This window comes from Sheuella amnicola (assembly GCF_010499255.1).
Lineage (GTDB): Bacteria > Pseudomonadota > Gammaproteobacteria > Burkholderiales > Burkholderiaceae_B > Zwartia > Zwartia amnicola.
In genome coordinates this window covers 158,788-177,831 of record NZ_JAAGRN010000001.1, presented here as the reverse complement: position 1 = coordinate 177,831, position 19,044 = coordinate 158,788, and the positions used below count along the sequence as shown (strand labels likewise).

Sequence of the window (19,044 nt, the reverse complement as noted above, 5' to 3'; positions counted from 1 at the left end):
AATGAACCTCACACATCAAGCTATAGAGCACGCGGTTCAAAATCTGATAGAATTTTTTGAGCTCTTGGATCCTGACAATCTTAAAAACTTGGCGAATATATATAGTCAGGAAGCTAAATTCAAAGACCCATTTAACGATGTTCTGGGCGTGAAGGGAATCGAAAGTATCTTTACGCACATGTTCGAAACACTTGATTCACCACGTTTTATCGTGACCGAGCGAATCGTTCAGGATCGGCAATGTTTTCTGGTTTGGGAATTTCGATTCCGGTTTAAACGCTTTGACACAGAATCCATGCAAACAATACATGGTGGATCTCATCTGAAATTCAACGCGGACGGAAAAGTTACGCTACACAGGGACTACTGGGATGCGGCAGAAGAGCTTTACGAAAAACTTCCGATGGTTCGCGTGCTGATGCGATGGCTAAAACGCCGCGCCAGTAGTTAAGGCACTGATATTTACATAATGAAAATGCGTCCCACGCTGCGACTAATCCTGGGCGATCAACTGAATCCTTTGCACAGCTGGTTTGATCAATCAAACGACCAGGTTATATACGTATTGATGGAAGTGCGCAGCGAGACTGACTATGTACTGCATCATGCACAAAAAGTACTAGGCATCTTTGCCGCCATGCGTGCTTTTTCCGACAGGCTTAAATCGACCGGACATCGCGTGCGGTACATCAGAATTGATCATCCAAGCAATCGCCATCAAATCACATCCAACCTGGATGCACTCATCGATCATTATGATGCCAAGTCTGTCGAATATCAGGAGCCGGATGAGTGGCGACTGGATAAAAATATAAAAGACTGGGCTTCAAATTGCCGCGTGCCGGTTAAGATGGTTGACAGCGAGCATTACTTCACTCAGCGCGACGATGCCTTAAAACTCTTTGGTATCAAAAAATCATGGCTCATGGAGACCTTTTATCGTCATCAGCGTCGTACACACCATGTTTTGATGGCGCCAGATTCAAAGCCCGAGGGCGGACAATGGAACTTTGATGTCGAAAATCGCAAATCGTGGCCTGGTACCCCTGCTGGTCCAATAGATTTCCGTCCCAATCATGATCACAGTGCACTATGGCAAACGATCGTTGAAGCAGGCATCAAAACAATGGGCAACCCTCAGGCCGATAACTTTCGCTGGCCAGTTGATCGAGACGAGGCGCTGAAACAGCTTGAATATTTCATCGATCACGTTTTACCTTACTTTGGCGATTATCAAGACGCGATTTCAAGACATCACTGGCATTTGTTTCACTCGCTGCTATCGTTTGCGCTGAATACGAAAATGCTCAATCCAAGCGAGGTTGTGCTTCGTGCCGAACAAGCTTGGCGCGATGGTCTTGCTCCCATCCATGCGTGTGAAGGTTTTATCAGACAAATTCTCGGCTGGAGAGAGTATGTCAGGGGTATCTACTGGGCACGCATGCCCGAATACACTAAAGCCAATGAACTGGAACACCATCAAGCGCTTCCGACCTGGTTCTGGACAGGTAAAACGGATATGGCTTGCCTGGCTGAAGCGATTGGCCAATCTCTTGAGCATGCTTACGCCCATCACATTCAGCGTCTGATGGTGATCGGTAATTTCTCGTTGTTGGCGGGATTGGATCCTACCGAGTTGCACCATTGGTACCTGGGAATTTATATAGACGCTTTTGAATGGGTTGAGGCGCCCAACACCATTGGCATGAGTCAATGGGCCGATGGTGGTCGACTTGCAACCAAACCCTACGTCAGCAGTGCAGCATATATTCAACGCATGAGCGATCATTGCAAAGGCTGCCTATTTATCCCCAAGACCAGGACTGAAGAAAACTCCTGTCCATTCAACGCCTTATATTGGAATTTTTTTGATCGGCATCGGACCCGGTTTGAGAATAACCATCGACTTAAAATGGTCTACCACCAGCTTGACCGCATGCCTGAAGAAACACTCGCCGAAATAAATAGCAAAGCTAATCGAACGTTAGAAAAGATTCTATGAGGCGGATCGTGATTTAATTTGTTCTATTCATATGTCATTTCCGGAATTTAATGCATGAAACTCGCCACCTGGAACGTGAACTCACTTAAAGTGCGATTGCCGCAGGTGCTGTCCTGGCTGGAAACCAATCCTGTCGATGCGCTTTGCCTGCAGGAATTGAAACTCGACCACGACAAGTTCCCCTTACAGGCATTTGCAGATATTGGATATCACGCAGGCTGGGCTGGACAAAAAACATATAACGGCGTTGCGGTCATCTCCAGGCAACCTGGCGCGGACATCACCAGAAACATTCCCGGTTTTGAAGATCCGCAACAGCGGGTACTGGCAACAACCCTCCCCTTTGGATCCGAATCGATTCGGGTGATCAGTGCTTATTGCCCGAACGGACAATCTGTTGGTAGCGACAAGTACCAGTACAAACTATCCTGGTATGAGGCGTTCAGAAGCTGGCTTCAATCCGAAATGCAGCGATATCCCAACATTGCAGTTCTGGGGGATTACAACGTGGCGCCTGCCGATGAAGATGTCCACAATCCCGAAAAATGGGTGGGTGAAGTACTCGTCTCCGAGCCCGAACGCGCCGCACTCCAAAGTCTGCTCGACCTAGGACTCAAGGATGCGTTTAGATTATTCGAACAGCCGCCAAAATCATTCAGCTGGTGGGATTACCGCATGAATAGTTTCAAACGAAATGCGGGTGTCAGAATCGATCATGTATTGCTTTCCGCACCGCTTGTGAATGCATGCACGCAATGCATCATTGATAAGAGCCCGCGTGGAAACGAACAACCGTCCGATCATACCCCTGTCGTAGCCACGCTAAGGACATAATCATGGCAAACAACTCGTCCAAAACCTCCACGCACTCAGCTGTCGCTTTACCAATCGATCACCTCGTGATCAATATCGGCAGAAAGATGGAGCAAGCCCATCGGGTATTCAAACATCTTGGATTCACTCTGACCCCGCTTGGCAGGCATACGATGGGATCGATCAACCATCTGATAATGTTGGACAAGGATTACATTGAACTGATCGGATTGCCTGACGACGGCACGGAAACACGAGGGGAATTATTATTGAGCCAGATCGGCACCGATGGACTGGTATTCCAGTCAAGTGATGCGGATCAAACCTATCAGGATCTTATCGGTCGTAAACAGGACGTCAAACCTGTGCAAGCTTTTTCAAGACCTGTTGAGCTGGATGGAAAAGTTTCCGATGCCAAGTTCAAGACCGTCAGGTATACGCCGGGATTTTTTCCGGCAGGTCGTGTCTACTTTTGCCAGCATTTAACGCCAGAATTAGTCTGGAGAAGCGAATGGCAGTCGCACCCGAATGGAGCCCAAAGCATTGCAGCGCTTTTGATCGTGAGCAAAACGCCTAAACGCGATGCCGAACAGTACGCAGCAGTCTGCGGCGGCAAGGCCGTACGCGGCAAACATGGTGAATATCGCATACAAGGACATGCATATGAACTCGTGATTGTTTCGCAACAAGCCTACGAAGAATGCTTTGGACCATTGGTATGCGATGCCTGTGGACGAGCTAGCTATTTTGGTGCGATCGCAATCAGAACGAACAAGCTGGATGCCTTGCGCAACATCCTCGAACATGCAAACCCCGACAGCGAGATTCGTTGGCGCGACCTGGGAAACCGAATCGCGCTTCATGTGCCCGGGTTCAACAGTTTGCTGGAATTTATAGATACTGACAATTCAATATAAAAATCTGTAACTCATATCGGAGACAAAAATCATGTTGAGAATCTGGGGTCGAATTACCTCCATTAACGTACGAAAAGCTGTTTGGACTGCACAAGAGCTTGGCCTTGCTTTCGAACGTATCGATGCAGGTGGCGCGTTTGGCATAGTTAAAACACCTGAATACATGGCACTAAACCCAAATTCGGTCATTCCGACATTAGTCGATGGCGACTTTGTGTTGTGGGAATCCAATGTCATTGTGCGTTACTTGTGCGCGAAGCACTCTATGGGTAATTTATACCCATCCGACTTGCAAGAGCGCTTTGATGCAGAACGCTGGATGGACTGGCAACAAACAACCTTCAGTCCGGCCGGACGCGATGCCTTCTGGCAATCCATTCGTGTGGCTGAAGCAGAACGGGATCACAAAAAAATCGAAAATTCGGTCGCGGCTACTGAGCCATTGCTTGACCGTCTTGAAGCGCATCTATCCAAACACCCGTTCATGGCTTGTGGACGTCTTACCATGGCTGACATCCCGCTAGCTTGCGAAATTCACCGCTGGTTTGGATTGAATATCTCGACTAAAAAATGGCCGCATATTGAAGCCTGGTATGCCAAAATCTTTGCCCGCCCAGCCTCGACAGGTGTATTTACCTTGCCTTTGGCCTAAGCCTTATTTAATAACCGCGGCTTATCCCGCGACATATCTTTCGTATTCAAATCTCTTAATCTCTCAGGCTTAACAGCGAATAAATGCTATTAAGCGCATTTTGGTACATTTATACGTAACCATCACTACCGGAGCACTCTGAATGTCAGGCCAATCATCTTCAAAACACGTTGCAGTCATCACCGGCGGAGCCCGCGGGATTGGTCTGGCCGTTGCCAAATGGTTTTTGGCGCACGATCATCGCGTCGCCCTGCTGGATATCGATGCCGAAACTTTGAAGAAAACGGATCAGGCATTCAACGACCCGGCAAACGTCCTGACGGTTCATTGCGATGTTTCAAAAGAGGACCAGGTCAATGCGGCCATCACTAAGATCGAACAAACATTTGGTCGGATCGATGCGCTGGTCAATAACGCCGGTGTTGCCGTATTCAAGCCGATTGGCGAAACTACTTTTGCCGAGTTTCGTCACGTTTTGGGCACAAATCTGGACGGTGCATTCCTGTGCTCGCAAGCTTGCGTGCCAGTCATGAAAAAGCATGGCGGCGGGGCCATCGTCAATATCGCATCGATTTCTGGATTGCGCGCGAGCACCCTTCGTGTCGCATACGGCACCAGTAAAGCTGCCCTGCTCCACCTGACCAAGCAACAGGCTGTCGAGCTGGGTACGGTCGGCATCCGAGCCAATTGCGTTGCTCCCGGCCCGGTCGACACCGAAATGGCAAAACTGGTGCACAGCGTTGCAATTCGCTCCGACTATTACGACACTATTCCGATGAACCGCTATGCCGAACCTGAAGAGATCGCCAATGCGGTCGGCTTTCTGTGCAGCCCCGCAGCATCGTTCGTGAATGGTCAGTTCATTTCCGTCGATGGCGGATTCGATGCATCAGGTGTTGGCATCCCCACTTTGCGTAAATCACAAGGACTCTAATCATGGCGCAACCTTATATCGTCGGCTGGGGCCATACTCCTTTCGGCAAGCTCGACAATATGGATCTCGAGCAAATGATCCGTGACGCAGCACTGCCTGCGATCGAAAATGCCGGTCTTGTTCCAAGCGATATCGATGGCATTTTCGTTGGTCATTTCAACGCCGGTTTTGTGCCTCAGGACTTTAGCGCCGCGCTGGTCAGTCTTGCGATCCCGGAATTGCGTCACGTCCCGGCGGTCAGGCTTGAAAACGCTTGCGCAACAGGTTCGGCAGCCATTTGGGCCGCATTGGATGCACTGGGATGCGGTCGCATCAAGCGCGCGCTTGTCATCGGCATGGAAAAGATGAACACACTGCCGAACCAGCAAATCGGCGACATTTTGCTGAAAGCTTCATATTTCAAAGAAGAAGGCAGCACGCCCGGCGGCTTTGCCGGTGTATTTGGCATGATTGCCGAAGAATACTTCAAGCGTTTTGGTGATCAGTCCGATGCTCTGGCGGCCATATCGGCCAAAAACCATTCGAACGGCATGCATAACCCCTACGCGCACATGCGCCGCGATTTCGGTTTTGATTTTTGTAGAAATCCATCCGAAAAAAATCCGTTTGTCGCCGGCCCCCTTAAGCGCTCTGATTGTTCTCTTGTATCGGATGGTGCTGCAGCGCTGGTCTTGTCGAATGAACCCTTGCCTGGAGCGAAAGTGCCCGCCGTGCGCTGGCGTTCGCGTACCCATGTGAATGAATATCTGCCGCTTTCACGCCGCGACCCGACCCGATTTGAAGGAGCTGCACTGGCTTGGCAGAAAGGTTTGCACGACGCGGGCAATACGCTCGATGATCTAAACTTTGTCGAAACGCACGATTGCTTCACAATCGCTGAAATGCTCGAATACGAAGCCATGGGTCTCGCCCCGCAAGGGCAAGGTGGTCGCGTGATTCTCGAGGGCGTTACGCGCAAGGACGGCAAATTGCCGGTCAATCCGTCCGGTGGCCTGAAATCCCGCGGACATCCAATTGGGGCAACCGGTGTATCGCAACACGTCATGGCAGCCATGCAGCTGACCGGTCTGGCAGGCGACATGCAAATACCAGGCGCGCGCGCAGGCGCGGTGTTCAACATGGGCGGCGCGTCTGTCGCCAATTATCTGAGCATTCTGGAATCAGTATGAACGCCTATACGGTTCACTCGGCCCAGGTCATGAACCTGGGCCGACTCCTAACGCATACCGCAAAACTGTATCCGGATCGTCCGGCACTCATCACCGATGATGCAACCTGGACTTGGGCACAAGTCAACGCTCGCGTCAATGCGATGGTGCAGGCGTTGCGAAAGCTTGGCGTGCGCAAGGGCGACAAACTGTTGACCCAGTCACGTAACAATATCCAGATGTTCGAAACATGCTGGGTTGCATTCAAGCTGGGATGCGTATGGGTGCCAACCAATTTCAGGCTGACTCCCCCCGAGGTTGCCTATCTGGGCGCATCCAGCGGTGCGTCCGTCATGATTGTCGAAAGTATCTTTCATGAGCATACCGATGCAGTCAAAGCTGAATCTGACGCGATCAAGCATGTGATTTCGATCGGTCAACCACGCGCCGGCGAGCACGACTACGAAAAGCTTGTGGCGGAGAATCTTCAAGCAGAAGACTTTGAGGAAACGGTTGCCTATAGCGACCCACTGTGGTTTTTCTATACTTCGGGTACCACTGGCAAGCCCAAGGCCGGTATTTTGACGCATGGTCAGATGACTTTCGTGGTCAACAACCATCTTGCCGACCTGATTCCGGGCACAACCGAGAAAGACTGCTCGATCGCGGTTGCCCCTTTGTCGCACGGTGCTGGCATCCATGCCTTACTTAACGTAGCCAGAGGTGCAGCGACCATTTTGATGCCGAGCGAAAAATTCGATCCTGCCGTGTTCTGGCAATTGGTCGAACAATATCGCGTGACCAATTTGTTTACTGTTCCGACCATCATCAAAATGTTGGTTGAACATCCTGCAGTCGATGAGTTCGATCATAGTTCGTTGCGTTATGTCATTTATGCCGGTGCGCCCATGTACCGCGCCGACCAGAAGCGTGCCTTGCAGAAACTGGGCAAAGTGCTTGTGCAATATTTTGGCCTGGGTGAAGTCACAGGCAACATCACGGTATTACCGCCGGATATGCATTCGGAAGACGACAATGATCCAAATGCCAATATCGGCTCATGCGGTCGCCCTCGTCTTGGCATGGAAGTCGCGATCCTGAACGACAAGCTTGAACAAGTCCCGGCTGGCGAGATTGGTGAAATATGTTGCCGCGGCCCTGCCGTATTCGCTGGATATCATGGCAATCCGGAAGCGACTGCCAAGGCACTCAAAGGCGGTTGGTTTCATACGGGCGATTTGGGCAAACTCGACTCGCGTGGGCTACTCTATATCACCGGTCGCGAATCAGATATGTATATTTCGGGTGGATCAAATGTCTACCCTCGCGAAGTCGAAGAAGTGCTTCTGACTCATCCCGAGGTTGCCGAGGTCGCGATTGTCGGTATGCCTGATGAAAAATGGGGCGAAATCGGTGTCGCGGTCATTGTCAAACGCAATGCCGACTCTGATCTGAGCGAAGCCCAACTGCTCGCTCATCTCGATGGCCGGTGCGCAAAGTACCGCTGGCCTAGAAAAATCCTTTTCTGGGATGTAATGCCAAAGTCGGGCTACGGAAAAATCGTCAAGAAAGACATTAAGGCCTTACTGGTCGAAAAAGGTCATTTCAAAGCCTAACCTTCTCAGCGCTTAACCGGAACGGGCGACCATGCCGGTCGCTTGTCCAGTCCGGAATCGATCACCACCATATATCTTCCCGGATACGCCGTAGGTGTCCTATCCTTGCGCAGCACCCACAGGCGCTGGCCAAGTGCTACAGCGTTTTCGTAATCCTCATCAAGCAAACCATAACGATCAATAAAATCATTCAGTGACGCCGGGATACGCACGCACCCTTTGGATCGGCGCATGCCCAGATAGGGTTCAGCCAGTTGGGGATCGGTTGCATGCATTTGCAGACGCATCACGCTCATCCCCAGATCGCCCCAGGTTTTAGGTGCATCAACCCAACCAAAATCGTAGATGCGCATTCCTTTGACTCCGTAGCCTCTGAATCCCTGACTATTCTTTGTACCTTCGGCCCGAAAGTCTGGTTCGCTCAAAGAGTGGTCGAACACTCCCAAGGGCGTCTCGAAATGTTCGAATTGTCCGGGCAAGCCGGTTGAAACTGGAGTGGCGCCCAACAATTGCCAACCAAGTTCTTTTGATCCGAAAAAGATCATTGCGACTTGCGCGAAGCGATTGCGATCCACAACAACGACATATTGGGGAAGGTAGAGATTTGCCCGGGCGTCGGACAGAGCATCATTGAGTTGTTTTGTGTAACCCAGCACATTTTGAGCGGGAATGTCCAAACGCGGATGAACTTGCTTTTCGAACTCGGCTGATAAAGGCGCTGTTAAAGGTGCTGTTCGAGAGATTGGATTTTGGGCATGCGAGGGTTGGAATCCCAAAATGACGCAAGCGATCAGAGTAGCAAAAGCGAATCCGAGCACCGACACAACGTCGTGTTGCCTATACCGACCAAAGGCAAACACGACGTTCATTTTCAACGATGATCGTGCGAATGGATTTGCATGGCCTCAAGAAAACGCGAAACCATGTTGTAGGCAGCAACCGTAGCGGTCAACTCGACCAACAGGCGTTCACTGAGCTGCGCCTTGACTGCGGCGAAAACCTCTGCGGGCACTTGAATGTTTTTGGTCATCGCGTCGGTATAAGCCAGAATGGCGCGTTGAGTCGCATCGAATTTGGTCGATGATTCCCATTGATTCAGATCGTCCAATTGAGCTTGTGTGACACCCTCTTTCAGCGCGATTGGCGCATGCTGTTCGGCTTCATAGGGCGCGCCATTGATCACCGCAACGCGCATAATGACCAGCTCACGCAAAGCTGCGGGCAACGTACTGAGCTGACGTATCGAGGTCAGGTAGTTCAACCAACCGCTTGCTACAGGTGGACTGTGCAGCAGCATCTGATAAAGATGCAAAACACTGCCCCGCTCGGCAATGATGCGATCAACGATGGGTTTGGCCTCAGGATTAGCCAGATCTGCGTATGGAATGCGTGCCACTTTAGTTGCTCCCTATATTTTTATGTGGATGGTTGTTGCGATTGCTGAGCTTTAGCTTTCGCTTTCTCTTTAGCCTTGGCTGCGCGTGCCTCGAACCAGCCTTCGATTTCGACAAAGAAGACAGGTACCAAAGCAACAGCCAGGCAGGTTGATGCGATCATGCCGCTAAACACCGTGACACCAATCGAGACACGGGCTGCCGCACCCGCCCCAGAAGAGGTCAGCAAGGGAACGACACCTAGAATAAAGGCAATTGAAGTCATCACGATAGGACGGAATCGTTCATGGGAAGCCTTCAAGGCAGCTTCAACCAAGGTAAAACCTTCTTTCTTGGCTTCCAGTGCAACTTCAACGATCAGAATGGCGTTTTTCGAAGCAAGCGCAATCATCAGCACCAGTCCGATTTGAACATAAATATTGTTATCCAAACCAGTCATGAATAATGCGATGACCGTCCCGACCAGAGCAAGCGGAACCGCCAAAATCACAGGCAAAGGCGCCACCCATGACTCGTACTGGGCTGCCAGTACCAGATAAACCAACAGAATGGACAGCAAAAACACCAGGACAACCGTGTTGCCGACCAACTTTTCCTGATAGGACATTCCTGTCCATTCAAAAGAAAAGCCATCAGGCAGCACTTCGCGCGCGACCTCGCTGATCGCTTTCATCGAATCACCTGAGCTAAAGCCGGGATTGGGCATCCCCATCACCGCCGCAGTCGGATACAAGTTGTATTGCGAGGCAATCGCGGGACCGGTCGTGTCGGATAACTCGATGAAAGACCCGAGCGGCACCATGTTGCCAGATTTATTTTTCACATACAGTCGCGCGATCTGATCGGCAGTTACGCGATGACGCCCTTCTGCTTGAATATAAACCTGATAGGTTTGACCATACTTGAAAAACTGGTTGACATAGGTCGACCCAAAGGATGACTGCAGTACATCGTAAGCATCACCCAAGGACACTCCCAGGGTCTCTGCCCTTGAAGGATTGAAATCGAGCTTAATCTGAGGAACCTTATCTCTAAACGGTGTAAAGGCAGCCCTGATTTCAGGTCGCTGATTCAAGGCAGCCAGGAAACGATCGGTCACTTCGCTCAACTTAGCGAAATCGTTACTGCCATCAATCAATTCAAGCTGGAGTTGGAATCCACCCGCAATACCAACACCCGGAATGGCAGGGGGTAACAAGACCTGGGCCTGTACTTCCTGGATATTTTTAAGCTCCGTTGTGATGTTCGAATAGATTGACTTCAGATTCTGATTTTTATCTTTCGCTCGATCTTCCCAAGGTTTCAGGATCACGTACATGACACCTGAATTTGACTGGGAGCTATTGTTATTCAGTGCGCTCACCCCGCCAATGGACACGATTTGATCGACACCGGGAATTTTCTTGATTGTCTCGGCAACTGATTGCATTCCGCTCTGTGTGCGCTGAATCGAGGCCGCATCCGGTAGCCTGGATGAAACGATCAGATAACCTTGGTCTTCGTTCGGAATAAAACCGGTCGGAACATAAATCAATCCGCCGATCGCTCCTAAAATCATGACTGCACCACACAACGATGCCATGCGACGATGATTCATCAAATGGTGCATGATATCGGCATACCAATTCGACAACTTATCAAAATAGAAATCGAACTTGGTGAAAAGCCAGTTCTTTTTGGCATGCAGGACTTTAGGCGTGATGAACTGGGCTGCTTGCGTTGGTTTCAAAGTGACCGCGTTGATACCGCTGATTAAAGCCGTAGCCGCAATCACCAGCGCGAACTGGCGATACATTTGACCGGTAATTCCCGCAATGAAAGATGCCGGTAAAAACACAGCCATCAGTACAAGCGTGATACCGATGATGGGCCCGAGCAATTCATTCATCGCATTGATTGCACCCTGTCTGGGTGTTTCTCCGTGCTCGACCTTTTTAGCTACGCCTTCAACCACAACGATCGCATCGTCAACCACGATACCGATACACAGAACAATCGCAAACAATGTCAGCAAATTGATCGAAAAACCCATCGCGGCCATACAGGCAAAAGCGCCGATAATGGTCACGGGCACAGTAGTTGCCGGTACGAGGGTCGCGCGCCAGTCCTGAAGAAAGATCATGATGACCAGCAAAACGAGAATGCCGGCTTCGAACAGCGTGTGATAAACCTCATTAATCGATGCCGTGACAAACATCGTTGTGTCGAAAGGAATCGACCAGGTGATTTCCTTTGGGAATGTTTTAGCTATTTTCTGCATTTCGGCGCGAACAGCATTGGCCGTATCGATCGCGTTGGCGGAAGGCAATTGATAGATTGCAATGCCGCCGGCAGGTTTGCCATCTAGCTTGAAAAACTGGCTGTAATTCTGGCTACCCATTTCGATGCGGGCAACGTCCTTCAATCGAGTCAATTCGCCTTCCGTGCCGGACTTCAAAACAATCCGCCCGAACTCTTCCGGTGTATCCAATGCGCTGTTGACATTAATCGTCAGCTGAAAATCCTGGCCATCCGGAACTGGGGGTGCACCAATTTGTCCCGCGGCCAACATGATGTTCTGACGATTGATGGCATTGGCTACATCGATTGGGGACAGATTACGCATTTTGAGCTGTGCGGGATCCAGCCAGACGCGCATACTGTAGTTACCGACGCCAAACACGTTTGCTGCGGCCACCCCCGGAATACGAGCTAATCGGTTCTGTAAATTAAGGTTCGCGAAGTTGCTTAAAAACAGTGCGTCATGCGCGGGGTTATCTGAAGTCAATGTCACGAACTGCAAAATCGACGTTGACTGGACCTTGGTTGTGACGCCTTGCTTTTGAACGGCGCTTGGCAACATCGGCAAAGCAATGGCAACACGGTTCTGCACGTTTACTTGCGCGATGTCGGGATTTGTTCCGACTTGAAAGGTCACTGTCAGCGTATAGCGACCATCATTGGTCGAATCCGACTGCATATACAGCATGTTTTCGACACCATTGACCTGATCCTCGATATTACTGGCGATCAACTGCTGGACAAGGCTCGCGCTTGCTCCGGGCCATGATGTGGTCACCTGAACCGTGGGTGGAGTCATGGGCGGATATTGCGCGATCGGCAATCCGAAAATGGACACGCCACCGATCAGCATCAAAATCAACGCGATCACATTGCCGAGAACCGGGCGTTCGATAAAAAATTTTGAAAGCATGGTGTTCTTTGCCTTTTCTTAAGCTCAGTTCTTCGGCAAAGGATCGATGTTGGTCGTCGTAGGGTTTACGACCTGACCGGAACGAACGTTAATGAAACCGTTAACAATCACCAGGTCAGTCTCTTTCAAACCCTGGGTAATTTCCGTCAGATTGGCGAACTTCTGCCCTGTCGATACGTTGTGTCGGTTGACCTTTTTGTCAGCGTCCACCACATAAACGTAAAAGCCCTGCTGATCGGTTTGCAAACTACTGGTCGGAATCAGGATACCTTGGCGTGCATCACCGTATTCAATTTTGACCTTTGCGTACAGACCGGGCAAAAGCTGGTAATTGTCATTAGGCAATTCAGCCCGCAATTGCAAACTGCCGGTATCGGTGCTCAACAAGTTGGCCGAAAAATCAAGCATCCCTGCATGCGGAAATCCTTTTTCGTCCTGTAATGCGACACGGACGGGCACCTTGCTATCCTGTTTTTTTCTAGTTTCGCTATTGACGTATTGTTTCTGGAATTTCAGAAGGTCGCGTTCATTAATCGAAAAATAGACATAAATCGGATTGATTTTCTGAATTGTCGCGAGCTTCACGCCGCTTGGGCTGGATCCTAGATAATTACCGACATCAATCAAGTGACGTCCCATCAAACCATCGAAGGGTGCGCGCACCTCGGTGTAGCCGTAATTAATTTTGGCAAGCTTGAGATTGGCCTCAGCCTGCAAGAATGACGATGTAGCCTTATCCACAGAGGCTTGCGAAGTCGCATTATCTTTAAGCAAGGACTTCTGGCGTGCAATTTCTATCTTGGCTTCGTTATAGATGGCTTGAGTAAGATTGACCTGCTGCAGGTACTGGTCCTGTTCGATGACGAACAAAAGCTGATCCTTTTTGACGTAGGTACCATCTTTAAATTCGATCTTGTCGAGATACCCCGGCACGCGCGCCTCAAGATTGACTGAGAGCAAAGCTGCGACATTGCCATCGAAAAGTTCGTAATTTCTGACCTCTTGCACCAAGGGTTTAGCAACAGTCACTGCCGGTGGCGGGGATGCGGGTGGGGCCTTCTTTTCGCAACCGGCCAAAGCAATGGCTGCAACAACCATACAGCCCGTCATGAAGCTGCGGATGAGCGGTTGGGTGAATGTCGTGCTCATTGATTCGTCTCACTTGACTTGACCAAACGCGGGTCGTTTGTATTGATTAACACTTTGCCCCAATCGGTGCGGTTTTCCATTTCTTTCACCATGCCTTGAGGCAGTTGGGGCGCCTGAAGGTCGCCGGACCAACCGCCACCAAGTGCCTTGTAGGCAGCGACATAGCCTAGCAAATTGTTCGTATTGGTCTGGACAAAACTATTCTGCACAAGCAGCAATTGTTGCTGCGCCAGAATCACTGAGTTGTAATCAGTCTGTCCCGCCTTGTATCGCTCAAGCGACAGGCTCGCGGCACTTTGCGCCGCAACCACGGCACGTCGCAAATCTGCGCTCGAACTACGAGTGGTCGATATGGTCACCAAAGCGTCTTCGACCTCTTTTTGAGCCTGAAGAACCTGATTCTGATATGTCAGGATGCTTTGCTGAAACGCTGCATCCTGAACTCTGATCTGATCGACAATCGCACCTCTGTAGAAAAGCGGAAACATAAAACCACCAGCGATCGAGGTCGACTTATTGTCCCAGCTGAATAAGCTAGTCTGACTGGTATTGTTATAGGTCAGTGCCTGAAACCCAAAATATCCACTCAGGGAAAAACTGGGATAAAGATTTGCCACATTCACGCCAATCAGTGCGGATTGAGCGGCAGCGGCAAACTCGGCTTGCAACACATCCGGTCTGCGCCGCAGCAAGTCTTTGGGAATACCTACATCCAGTTCAGGCGGAGGAGTGAGCGAGCCCTTAAGTCCACCATAAGTCGTGGCGTAATAGTCGGGCACTTCACCCAGCAGAATGCTCATCGCATACTGAGATTTTTTCAATCCGGCCAGCAAAATCGGAATATCCGCCTTAGTTTGTTCGTATTGGGATTGGGCTTGACTCAGATCAAGCTGTGATGTCGCGCCATTTTTAAATCGTGATCCGGCGATACGCAGACTTTCAGCTTGCAACGCCAAGTTCGTCTTTGCAACATCAAGCAGGGACTCATAGTTGCGAATATTTATATACGTATTCGCAACCTCGGATGCCAGTGAAACATCAGCAGCGTAATACGTTGCAACGGTCGAGGCGTATGTAGCAAGCGTACTCTCTATACCCCTGCGGTATTTGCCCCAAAAATCAATTTCCCAGTTAGCCTGCGCGAGCAATGCCTGGGCGTTACTAGTCGTGGATTCTGATCCGAATATGGGCAAGGCACTGGGTTGTTGCGTGCGGCTAGCTGACCCACCCAGGTTGACGGTGGGAAGTAAAGTAGCATCGGCCACACCTAATTGCGAGCGAGCCTGATAAATTCTGAGCGCAGCTCTTTGCAGCGTGAGGTTCTCACCCGCCGCTTGCGCCAGCAATTTATTCAGAGTGGGATCCTTGAAACCCGACCACCAAGTCACCGGATTAAGCAATCGGTCCGATGATGACTGAATAGCTTCGGTGAATTCCGATTTCTCCGGTTGTTTATATTGATCCTGCACTTTTGCGGACGGACGTGAAAAATCGGGTCCTACCATGCATGCTGTCAGGGTCAATGGAAGCAATGCGGAACAAAGCCGCTTGAAATTAAGTTTCATAGATCGGAGGAATCAGCGCTTGGGCGACGCCCATTCTAAAGCAAATGCAACCAAAAACATTAAGAAATTATTAATTACTGGTAAGTAATAACGATCAATCAAGCTTGATTCCGATCTCCTCGACGACTTCGCCCCATTTCTTGTAGTCTTGCCTGACATCTTCGTAAAATTCCTTAGGAGACGCCCACGTCAATTCAAGTCCCATTTTTGCCATGCGTGCCAGTAAAGCAGGGTCTTTCAGTGCATCTCTCACATCATTTGAAATTTTGTCGACGATAGTCGATGGGGTTCCGGCCGGAGCAAACATCCCGAACCAACCAATATCCGCCATGCCGGTGTAACCGAGTTCTTTGAATGTAGGAATATCCGGAAAAATTGGAGCCCGCGTGGGGCCGGTGACGGCAAGACCGCGCATTTTTCCGGCCTGTATGTTTGCGGCCGCCCCGACGCCCGACATGATCACGACAGGTATTTGCCCTCCCAGCAGGTCGTTGACAGAAGGTGCTTCACCTTTATAGGCAACATGCTCCATCTCCAGGCCGGTTTGCTTGTTGAAGATATAGCCATAAAAATGCGCAGAAGTCCCGTTGCCATAGGTGCCGTAACTGAACTTGCCGGGATTGGCTTTAGCCAAAGCAACCAAATCGGCGGGGGTTTTTGCCTTGACATCCGGATGCACCACCATGATCAACGGCGTACGCGCCACCATGGCAATAGGAGTAAAAGCGACCGTTGGATCAAAGGGTTTCTGGATACGAAGATGCGGTGCCTGAACCAGCGTGGTAATAGTCAGCAACAGATGATACCCGTCCGGATTGGCTCGAGCGACAGCCTCGGAACCGATCAGCGATCCACCCCCCGGCTTATTTTCTACAACAACCGGCCTGCCCCACTTTTCCGATAATTTTTGCCCTAGCCCTCGTGCGAGCATATCAGTCGCGCCACCAGCCGGATACGGAACGGTGATGGTGACGGCCCTGTTCGGATAAGCATTGTTTGTCTGAGCCGATACCGATACAGTCAACAAACCCCACAAGGATAGAAAACCAGCAGCCAGCTTTGCAAAAACACTACTAGTGTTGAGACGCATAGAATTGCCTCCGGTGAGGTTTGCCTACTAGAACATTAATCGACCTGTGCTCCTGACATTTTGACAATGTCTGCCCACTTTTTAATGTCTGCACGATGAATCCGCGCGAACGCCTCAGGGCTTGAGTCCGCCGCAGGCGTAATGCCCTGAGTATCGGTCAGCCACTGCTTAAAGGATGGTTCGCTAATGATTTTGACGACCGCATCACTCATCTTTTTTGCAATATCCGCAGGCACCCCGGCTGGGGCAAACAATCCGTACCAGGTACTGCTTTCAAAGCCCGGTAGGTTGCAACCTGCGGCAACGGTTGGCACGCCAGGCAAGGCGACGATTGGCTGGGGTGTCGTCACGGCAATCGCTGTGGCTTGACCGCCCTTGACCGCATTGATCGCGGCAGCACTCTGATTAAAGAAAAAATCCACGTCACCGGCAAGCAGTGCAGCCATCGCGGGACCCTGCCCTCTGTACGGCACATGGACGACGTTTATTTTTGCGGCATTGGCAAATTGGACGCCGGCCAAATGACCCGACGCGCCATTGCCCGTCGACGCGTAATTCATGGTGCCAGGCTTGGCGCGAGCCATTTTAAGCAAATCGGCACAGTTTTTTATATCCGGATGCTTTTTTGAATTGATCAGCAAGACATTCGGAACGTCACCTAGCAATGCGATGCGAGTGAAGTCCTTCTCGACATCAAAGTTGAGTTTTTTGTACAGAGCAACATTAATGGCATGTGTGCCTGCCGTACCAAAAAGGTAGTTGTATCCATCCGGGGCCGAGCGTGCAACCGCATCGGACGCAATGTTGCCACCTGCCCCGGTTTTGCTGTCGACTACCACCGGGACATTGAACATAGCGGTCAACCCTTCTCCGAGCTTTCGAGCGTAAATATCAGTTCCGGCCCCATTCGGAAACCCTCCCGTGATATTGATTGCCCTGCTAGGCCATTTCTGATCCTGAGCCATTGCGGACTGACAAATTCCGGCAATTAAGATTCCGACAAAAGCAACCCTTTTAATTGAAGCACGCATATTTCACCCCCTGGTGTTTAAACTGCGGTTTTCGCGAATTGTTGACCTTCTGATCCTGCTTGCTCAAAAATTGGCGGATGCGTCACGATGCTTTTTAGTTCGGGACGCTCCGATTTCAGTTTGCTTAAATCAGGCTTGGGTCTGGCATAACGCTTATCCTGCGCAAATGCCTGTTCGACCGCATGCGCCATCTGCATCAAGCGTCCATCCTTTCGCAAAGGCGCAATCATTTGCAGCCCAAAGGGCATGCCCTGCTCATCAACACCGCATGGCAACGACACGGCCGGATTGGTTGCCAGAGTCATCATATAAGTCAGACTGAGCCATTCATAATAATTCTGCATTTTTTTACCATCCACCTGATCCGCATAAAGCGTGGTCCAGGCAAAGGGCGTAACAGGCGTCACGGGCGACAGAATCAAATCTACGTCCTTGAAGGCATCCTGAATCTGGCGATTCAGTCGCGTTTGCACCAAATGAGCCCAGGCACGGTCTGCCAGACTGATTGATGCGGCCATTTCAACGTTGGCTCGTACATTAGGGCCGAGCTTTTCCGGTGAATTTCGATATGTATCGGCAAAGGCCGCAACAAAGCTTTCGGCCCTCAGGATATCGAAGCAGCGATGACCATCTGCAAAATTCAAGTCTAGTGAATGGATCGATGCAACATGGGGCGACAACGCTTTGACCCGATCGCGAAACACCCGGCGAATACTCTGATCAACCGCGCACGCTCCGAAATCCTCGGTAAAACCGACTCGCAAGCCCGACAAGTCCAATTGCTCAAGCGGCCAGAATTCGGCAGGATCCACGTTCACACTTAATGGGTCGTGCGGATGAATACCAAGACTGCTACCCATCAATAAGGCGGTGTCAGCTACCGTTCGTCCCATAGGTCCAAGCACTGAAATCGCCGACCAACCCAACGGACGCGCGTTATTAGGTACCACACCGGGAGATGGTCTGAATCCCACCACTCCACACATCGCGGCCGGTATGCGCAACGATCCTCCCGTGTCAGAGCCGGTGCATATCGGCAACATATCAGTCGCCAGGGCTGCAGCCGACCCTCCCGAGGAACCACCTGCATTCTGATCGGGATTAAACGGATTACCCGTCGCCCCCCATACCGGATTGCGCGTATTGGCTCCCGCCCCCATGTCAGGCACATTGGTTTTTGCCGCCACAATCGCGCCGGCACTCTTTAGCCTGGCAACCAGTGTGTCGTCAGCAGCGGGTACATTGCCGCGAAACTGGACATTACCGAAAGTTGTCAATAGTCCTTCGGTGTTTTGAAGGTCTTTGACTCCGAGTGGCAAGCCGTGCAAGGGACCAAGTGTATCTCCCCGCATCACTGACTGTTCGGCCCGACTCGCTAATTGGCGGGCACGATCGAAATCCGTTGCGGAAATCGCATTGATTGCGGGATTAAGTGCTTCTATTCGTGAAATACAAGCATCCAGCAACTCAACCGGGGACAACTGTTTGGCGCCGATTTGACGTCTAAGTTCTACAGCTGATAGCTCTAGCAGGGACATGG

Annotated in this window: 16 protein-coding genes; 8 read left to right on the top strand and 8 right to left on the bottom strand. The window is 50.7% G+C overall.

Annotation, left to right across the window (positions count from 1 at the left end; translation table 11 throughout):
• Window position 1: 1 nt before the first annotated feature.
• From G3I67_RS00855 to G3I67_RS00820, 8 genes are all read left to right on the top strand, one after another.
• Complete coding sequence (locus G3I67_RS00855; protein WP_163651101.1) at window positions 2-451, top strand: nuclear transport factor 2 family protein; 450 nt, start codon at window positions 2-4, stop codon at window positions 449-451.
• A gap of 18 nt (window positions 452-469) precedes the next feature.
• Window positions 470-2,002, top strand: coding sequence for a cryptochrome/photolyase family protein (locus G3I67_RS00850; RefSeq protein WP_163651100.1), 1,533 nt, complete (start codon window positions 470-472; stop codon window positions 2,000-2,002).
• Window positions 2,003-2,056: 54 nt separating this feature from the next.
• On the top strand, window positions 2,057-2,836 hold the full coding sequence (gene xth, locus G3I67_RS00845; RefSeq protein WP_163651099.1) for an exodeoxyribonuclease III: 780 nt from the start codon (window positions 2,057-2,059) through the stop codon (window positions 2,834-2,836).
• Between the two features lie 2 nt (window positions 2,837-2,838).
• A complete protein-coding gene (locus tag G3I67_RS00840; RefSeq protein ID WP_163651098.1) occupies window positions 2,839-3,732 on the top strand; it encodes a VOC family protein in 894 nt (297 codons plus the stop codon).
• 31 nt (window positions 3,733-3,763) lie between these two features.
• Window positions 3,764-4,384 (top strand): glutathione S-transferase family protein, encoded by a 621-nt coding sequence (locus G3I67_RS00835; RefSeq protein WP_163651097.1) that lies wholly within the window; start codon window positions 3,764-3,766, stop codon window positions 4,382-4,384.
• Between the two features lie 142 nt (window positions 4,385-4,526).
• On the top strand, window positions 4,527-5,318 hold the full coding sequence (locus G3I67_RS00830; protein WP_163651096.1) for an SDR family NAD(P)-dependent oxidoreductase: 792 nt from the start codon (window positions 4,527-4,529) through the stop codon (window positions 5,316-5,318).
• Window positions 5,319-5,320: 2 nt separating this feature from the next.
• Complete coding sequence (locus tag G3I67_RS00825; RefSeq protein WP_163651095.1) at window positions 5,321-6,487, top strand: acetyl-CoA acetyltransferase; 1,167 nt, start codon at window positions 5,321-5,323, stop codon at window positions 6,485-6,487.
• Window positions 6,484-8,082: an acyl-CoA synthetase gene (locus tag G3I67_RS00820; protein WP_163651094.1), complete on the top strand. Its 1,599-nt coding sequence runs from the start codon at window positions 6,484-6,486 to the stop codon at window positions 8,080-8,082. The genes G3I67_RS00825 and G3I67_RS00820 overlap by 4 nt, the downstream gene beginning before the upstream one ends.
• 5 nt (window positions 8,083-8,087) lie before the next feature.
• Here G3I67_RS00820 and G3I67_RS00815 read toward each other — a convergent pair whose 3' ends face one another.
• From G3I67_RS00815 to G3I67_RS00780, 8 genes are all read right to left on the bottom strand, one after another.
• Window positions 8,088-8,951: a L,D-transpeptidase gene (locus G3I67_RS00815; protein WP_163651093.1), complete on the bottom strand. Its 864-nt coding sequence runs from the start codon at window positions 8,949-8,951 to the stop codon at window positions 8,088-8,090.
• Between the two features lie 2 nt (window positions 8,952-8,953).
• Window positions 8,954-9,478, bottom strand: a complete 525-nt coding sequence (locus G3I67_RS00810) for a carboxymuconolactone decarboxylase family protein (protein WP_163651092.1) — start codon at window positions 9,476-9,478, stop codon at window positions 8,954-8,956.
• Window positions 9,479-9,498: 20 nt separating this feature from the next.
• Window positions 9,499-12,669 carry an efflux RND transporter permease subunit gene (locus G3I67_RS00805; RefSeq protein ID WP_163651091.1) on the bottom strand — a complete coding sequence of 1,057 codons (3,171 nt, stop codon included), beginning with the start codon at window positions 12,667-12,669 and terminating at the stop codon, window positions 9,499-9,501.
• A 24-nt stretch (window positions 12,670-12,693) separates the two neighbouring features.
• Window positions 12,694-13,818, bottom strand: a complete 1,125-nt coding sequence (locus tag G3I67_RS00800; protein ID WP_163651090.1) for an efflux RND transporter periplasmic adaptor subunit — start codon at window positions 13,816-13,818, stop codon at window positions 12,694-12,696.
• Entirely contained in the window at window positions 13,815-15,383 is a 1,569-nt protein-coding gene (locus tag G3I67_RS00795; protein ID WP_163651089.1) for an efflux transporter outer membrane subunit, read from the bottom strand. The genes G3I67_RS00800 and G3I67_RS00795 overlap by 4 nt, the downstream gene beginning before the upstream one ends.
• Window positions 15,384-15,477: 94 nt before the next feature.
• The gene (locus G3I67_RS00790; RefSeq protein ID WP_163651088.1) at window positions 15,478-16,473 is read right to left on the bottom strand and encodes a Bug family tripartite tricarboxylate transporter substrate binding protein; all 996 of its coding nucleotides are present in this window, start codon (window positions 16,471-16,473) and stop codon (window positions 15,478-15,480) included.
• A 35-nt stretch (window positions 16,474-16,508) separates the two neighbouring features.
• Window positions 16,509-17,504 carry a Bug family tripartite tricarboxylate transporter substrate binding protein gene (locus G3I67_RS00785; RefSeq protein ID WP_163651087.1) on the bottom strand — a complete coding sequence of 332 codons (996 nt, stop codon included), beginning with the start codon at window positions 17,502-17,504 and terminating at the stop codon, window positions 16,509-16,511.
• 17 nt (window positions 17,505-17,521) lie between these two features.
• On the bottom strand, window positions 17,522-19,042 hold the full coding sequence (locus G3I67_RS00780; RefSeq protein WP_163651086.1) for an amidase: 1,521 nt from the start codon (window positions 19,040-19,042) through the stop codon (window positions 17,522-17,524).
• Window positions 19,043-19,044 lie beyond the last annotated feature (2 nt).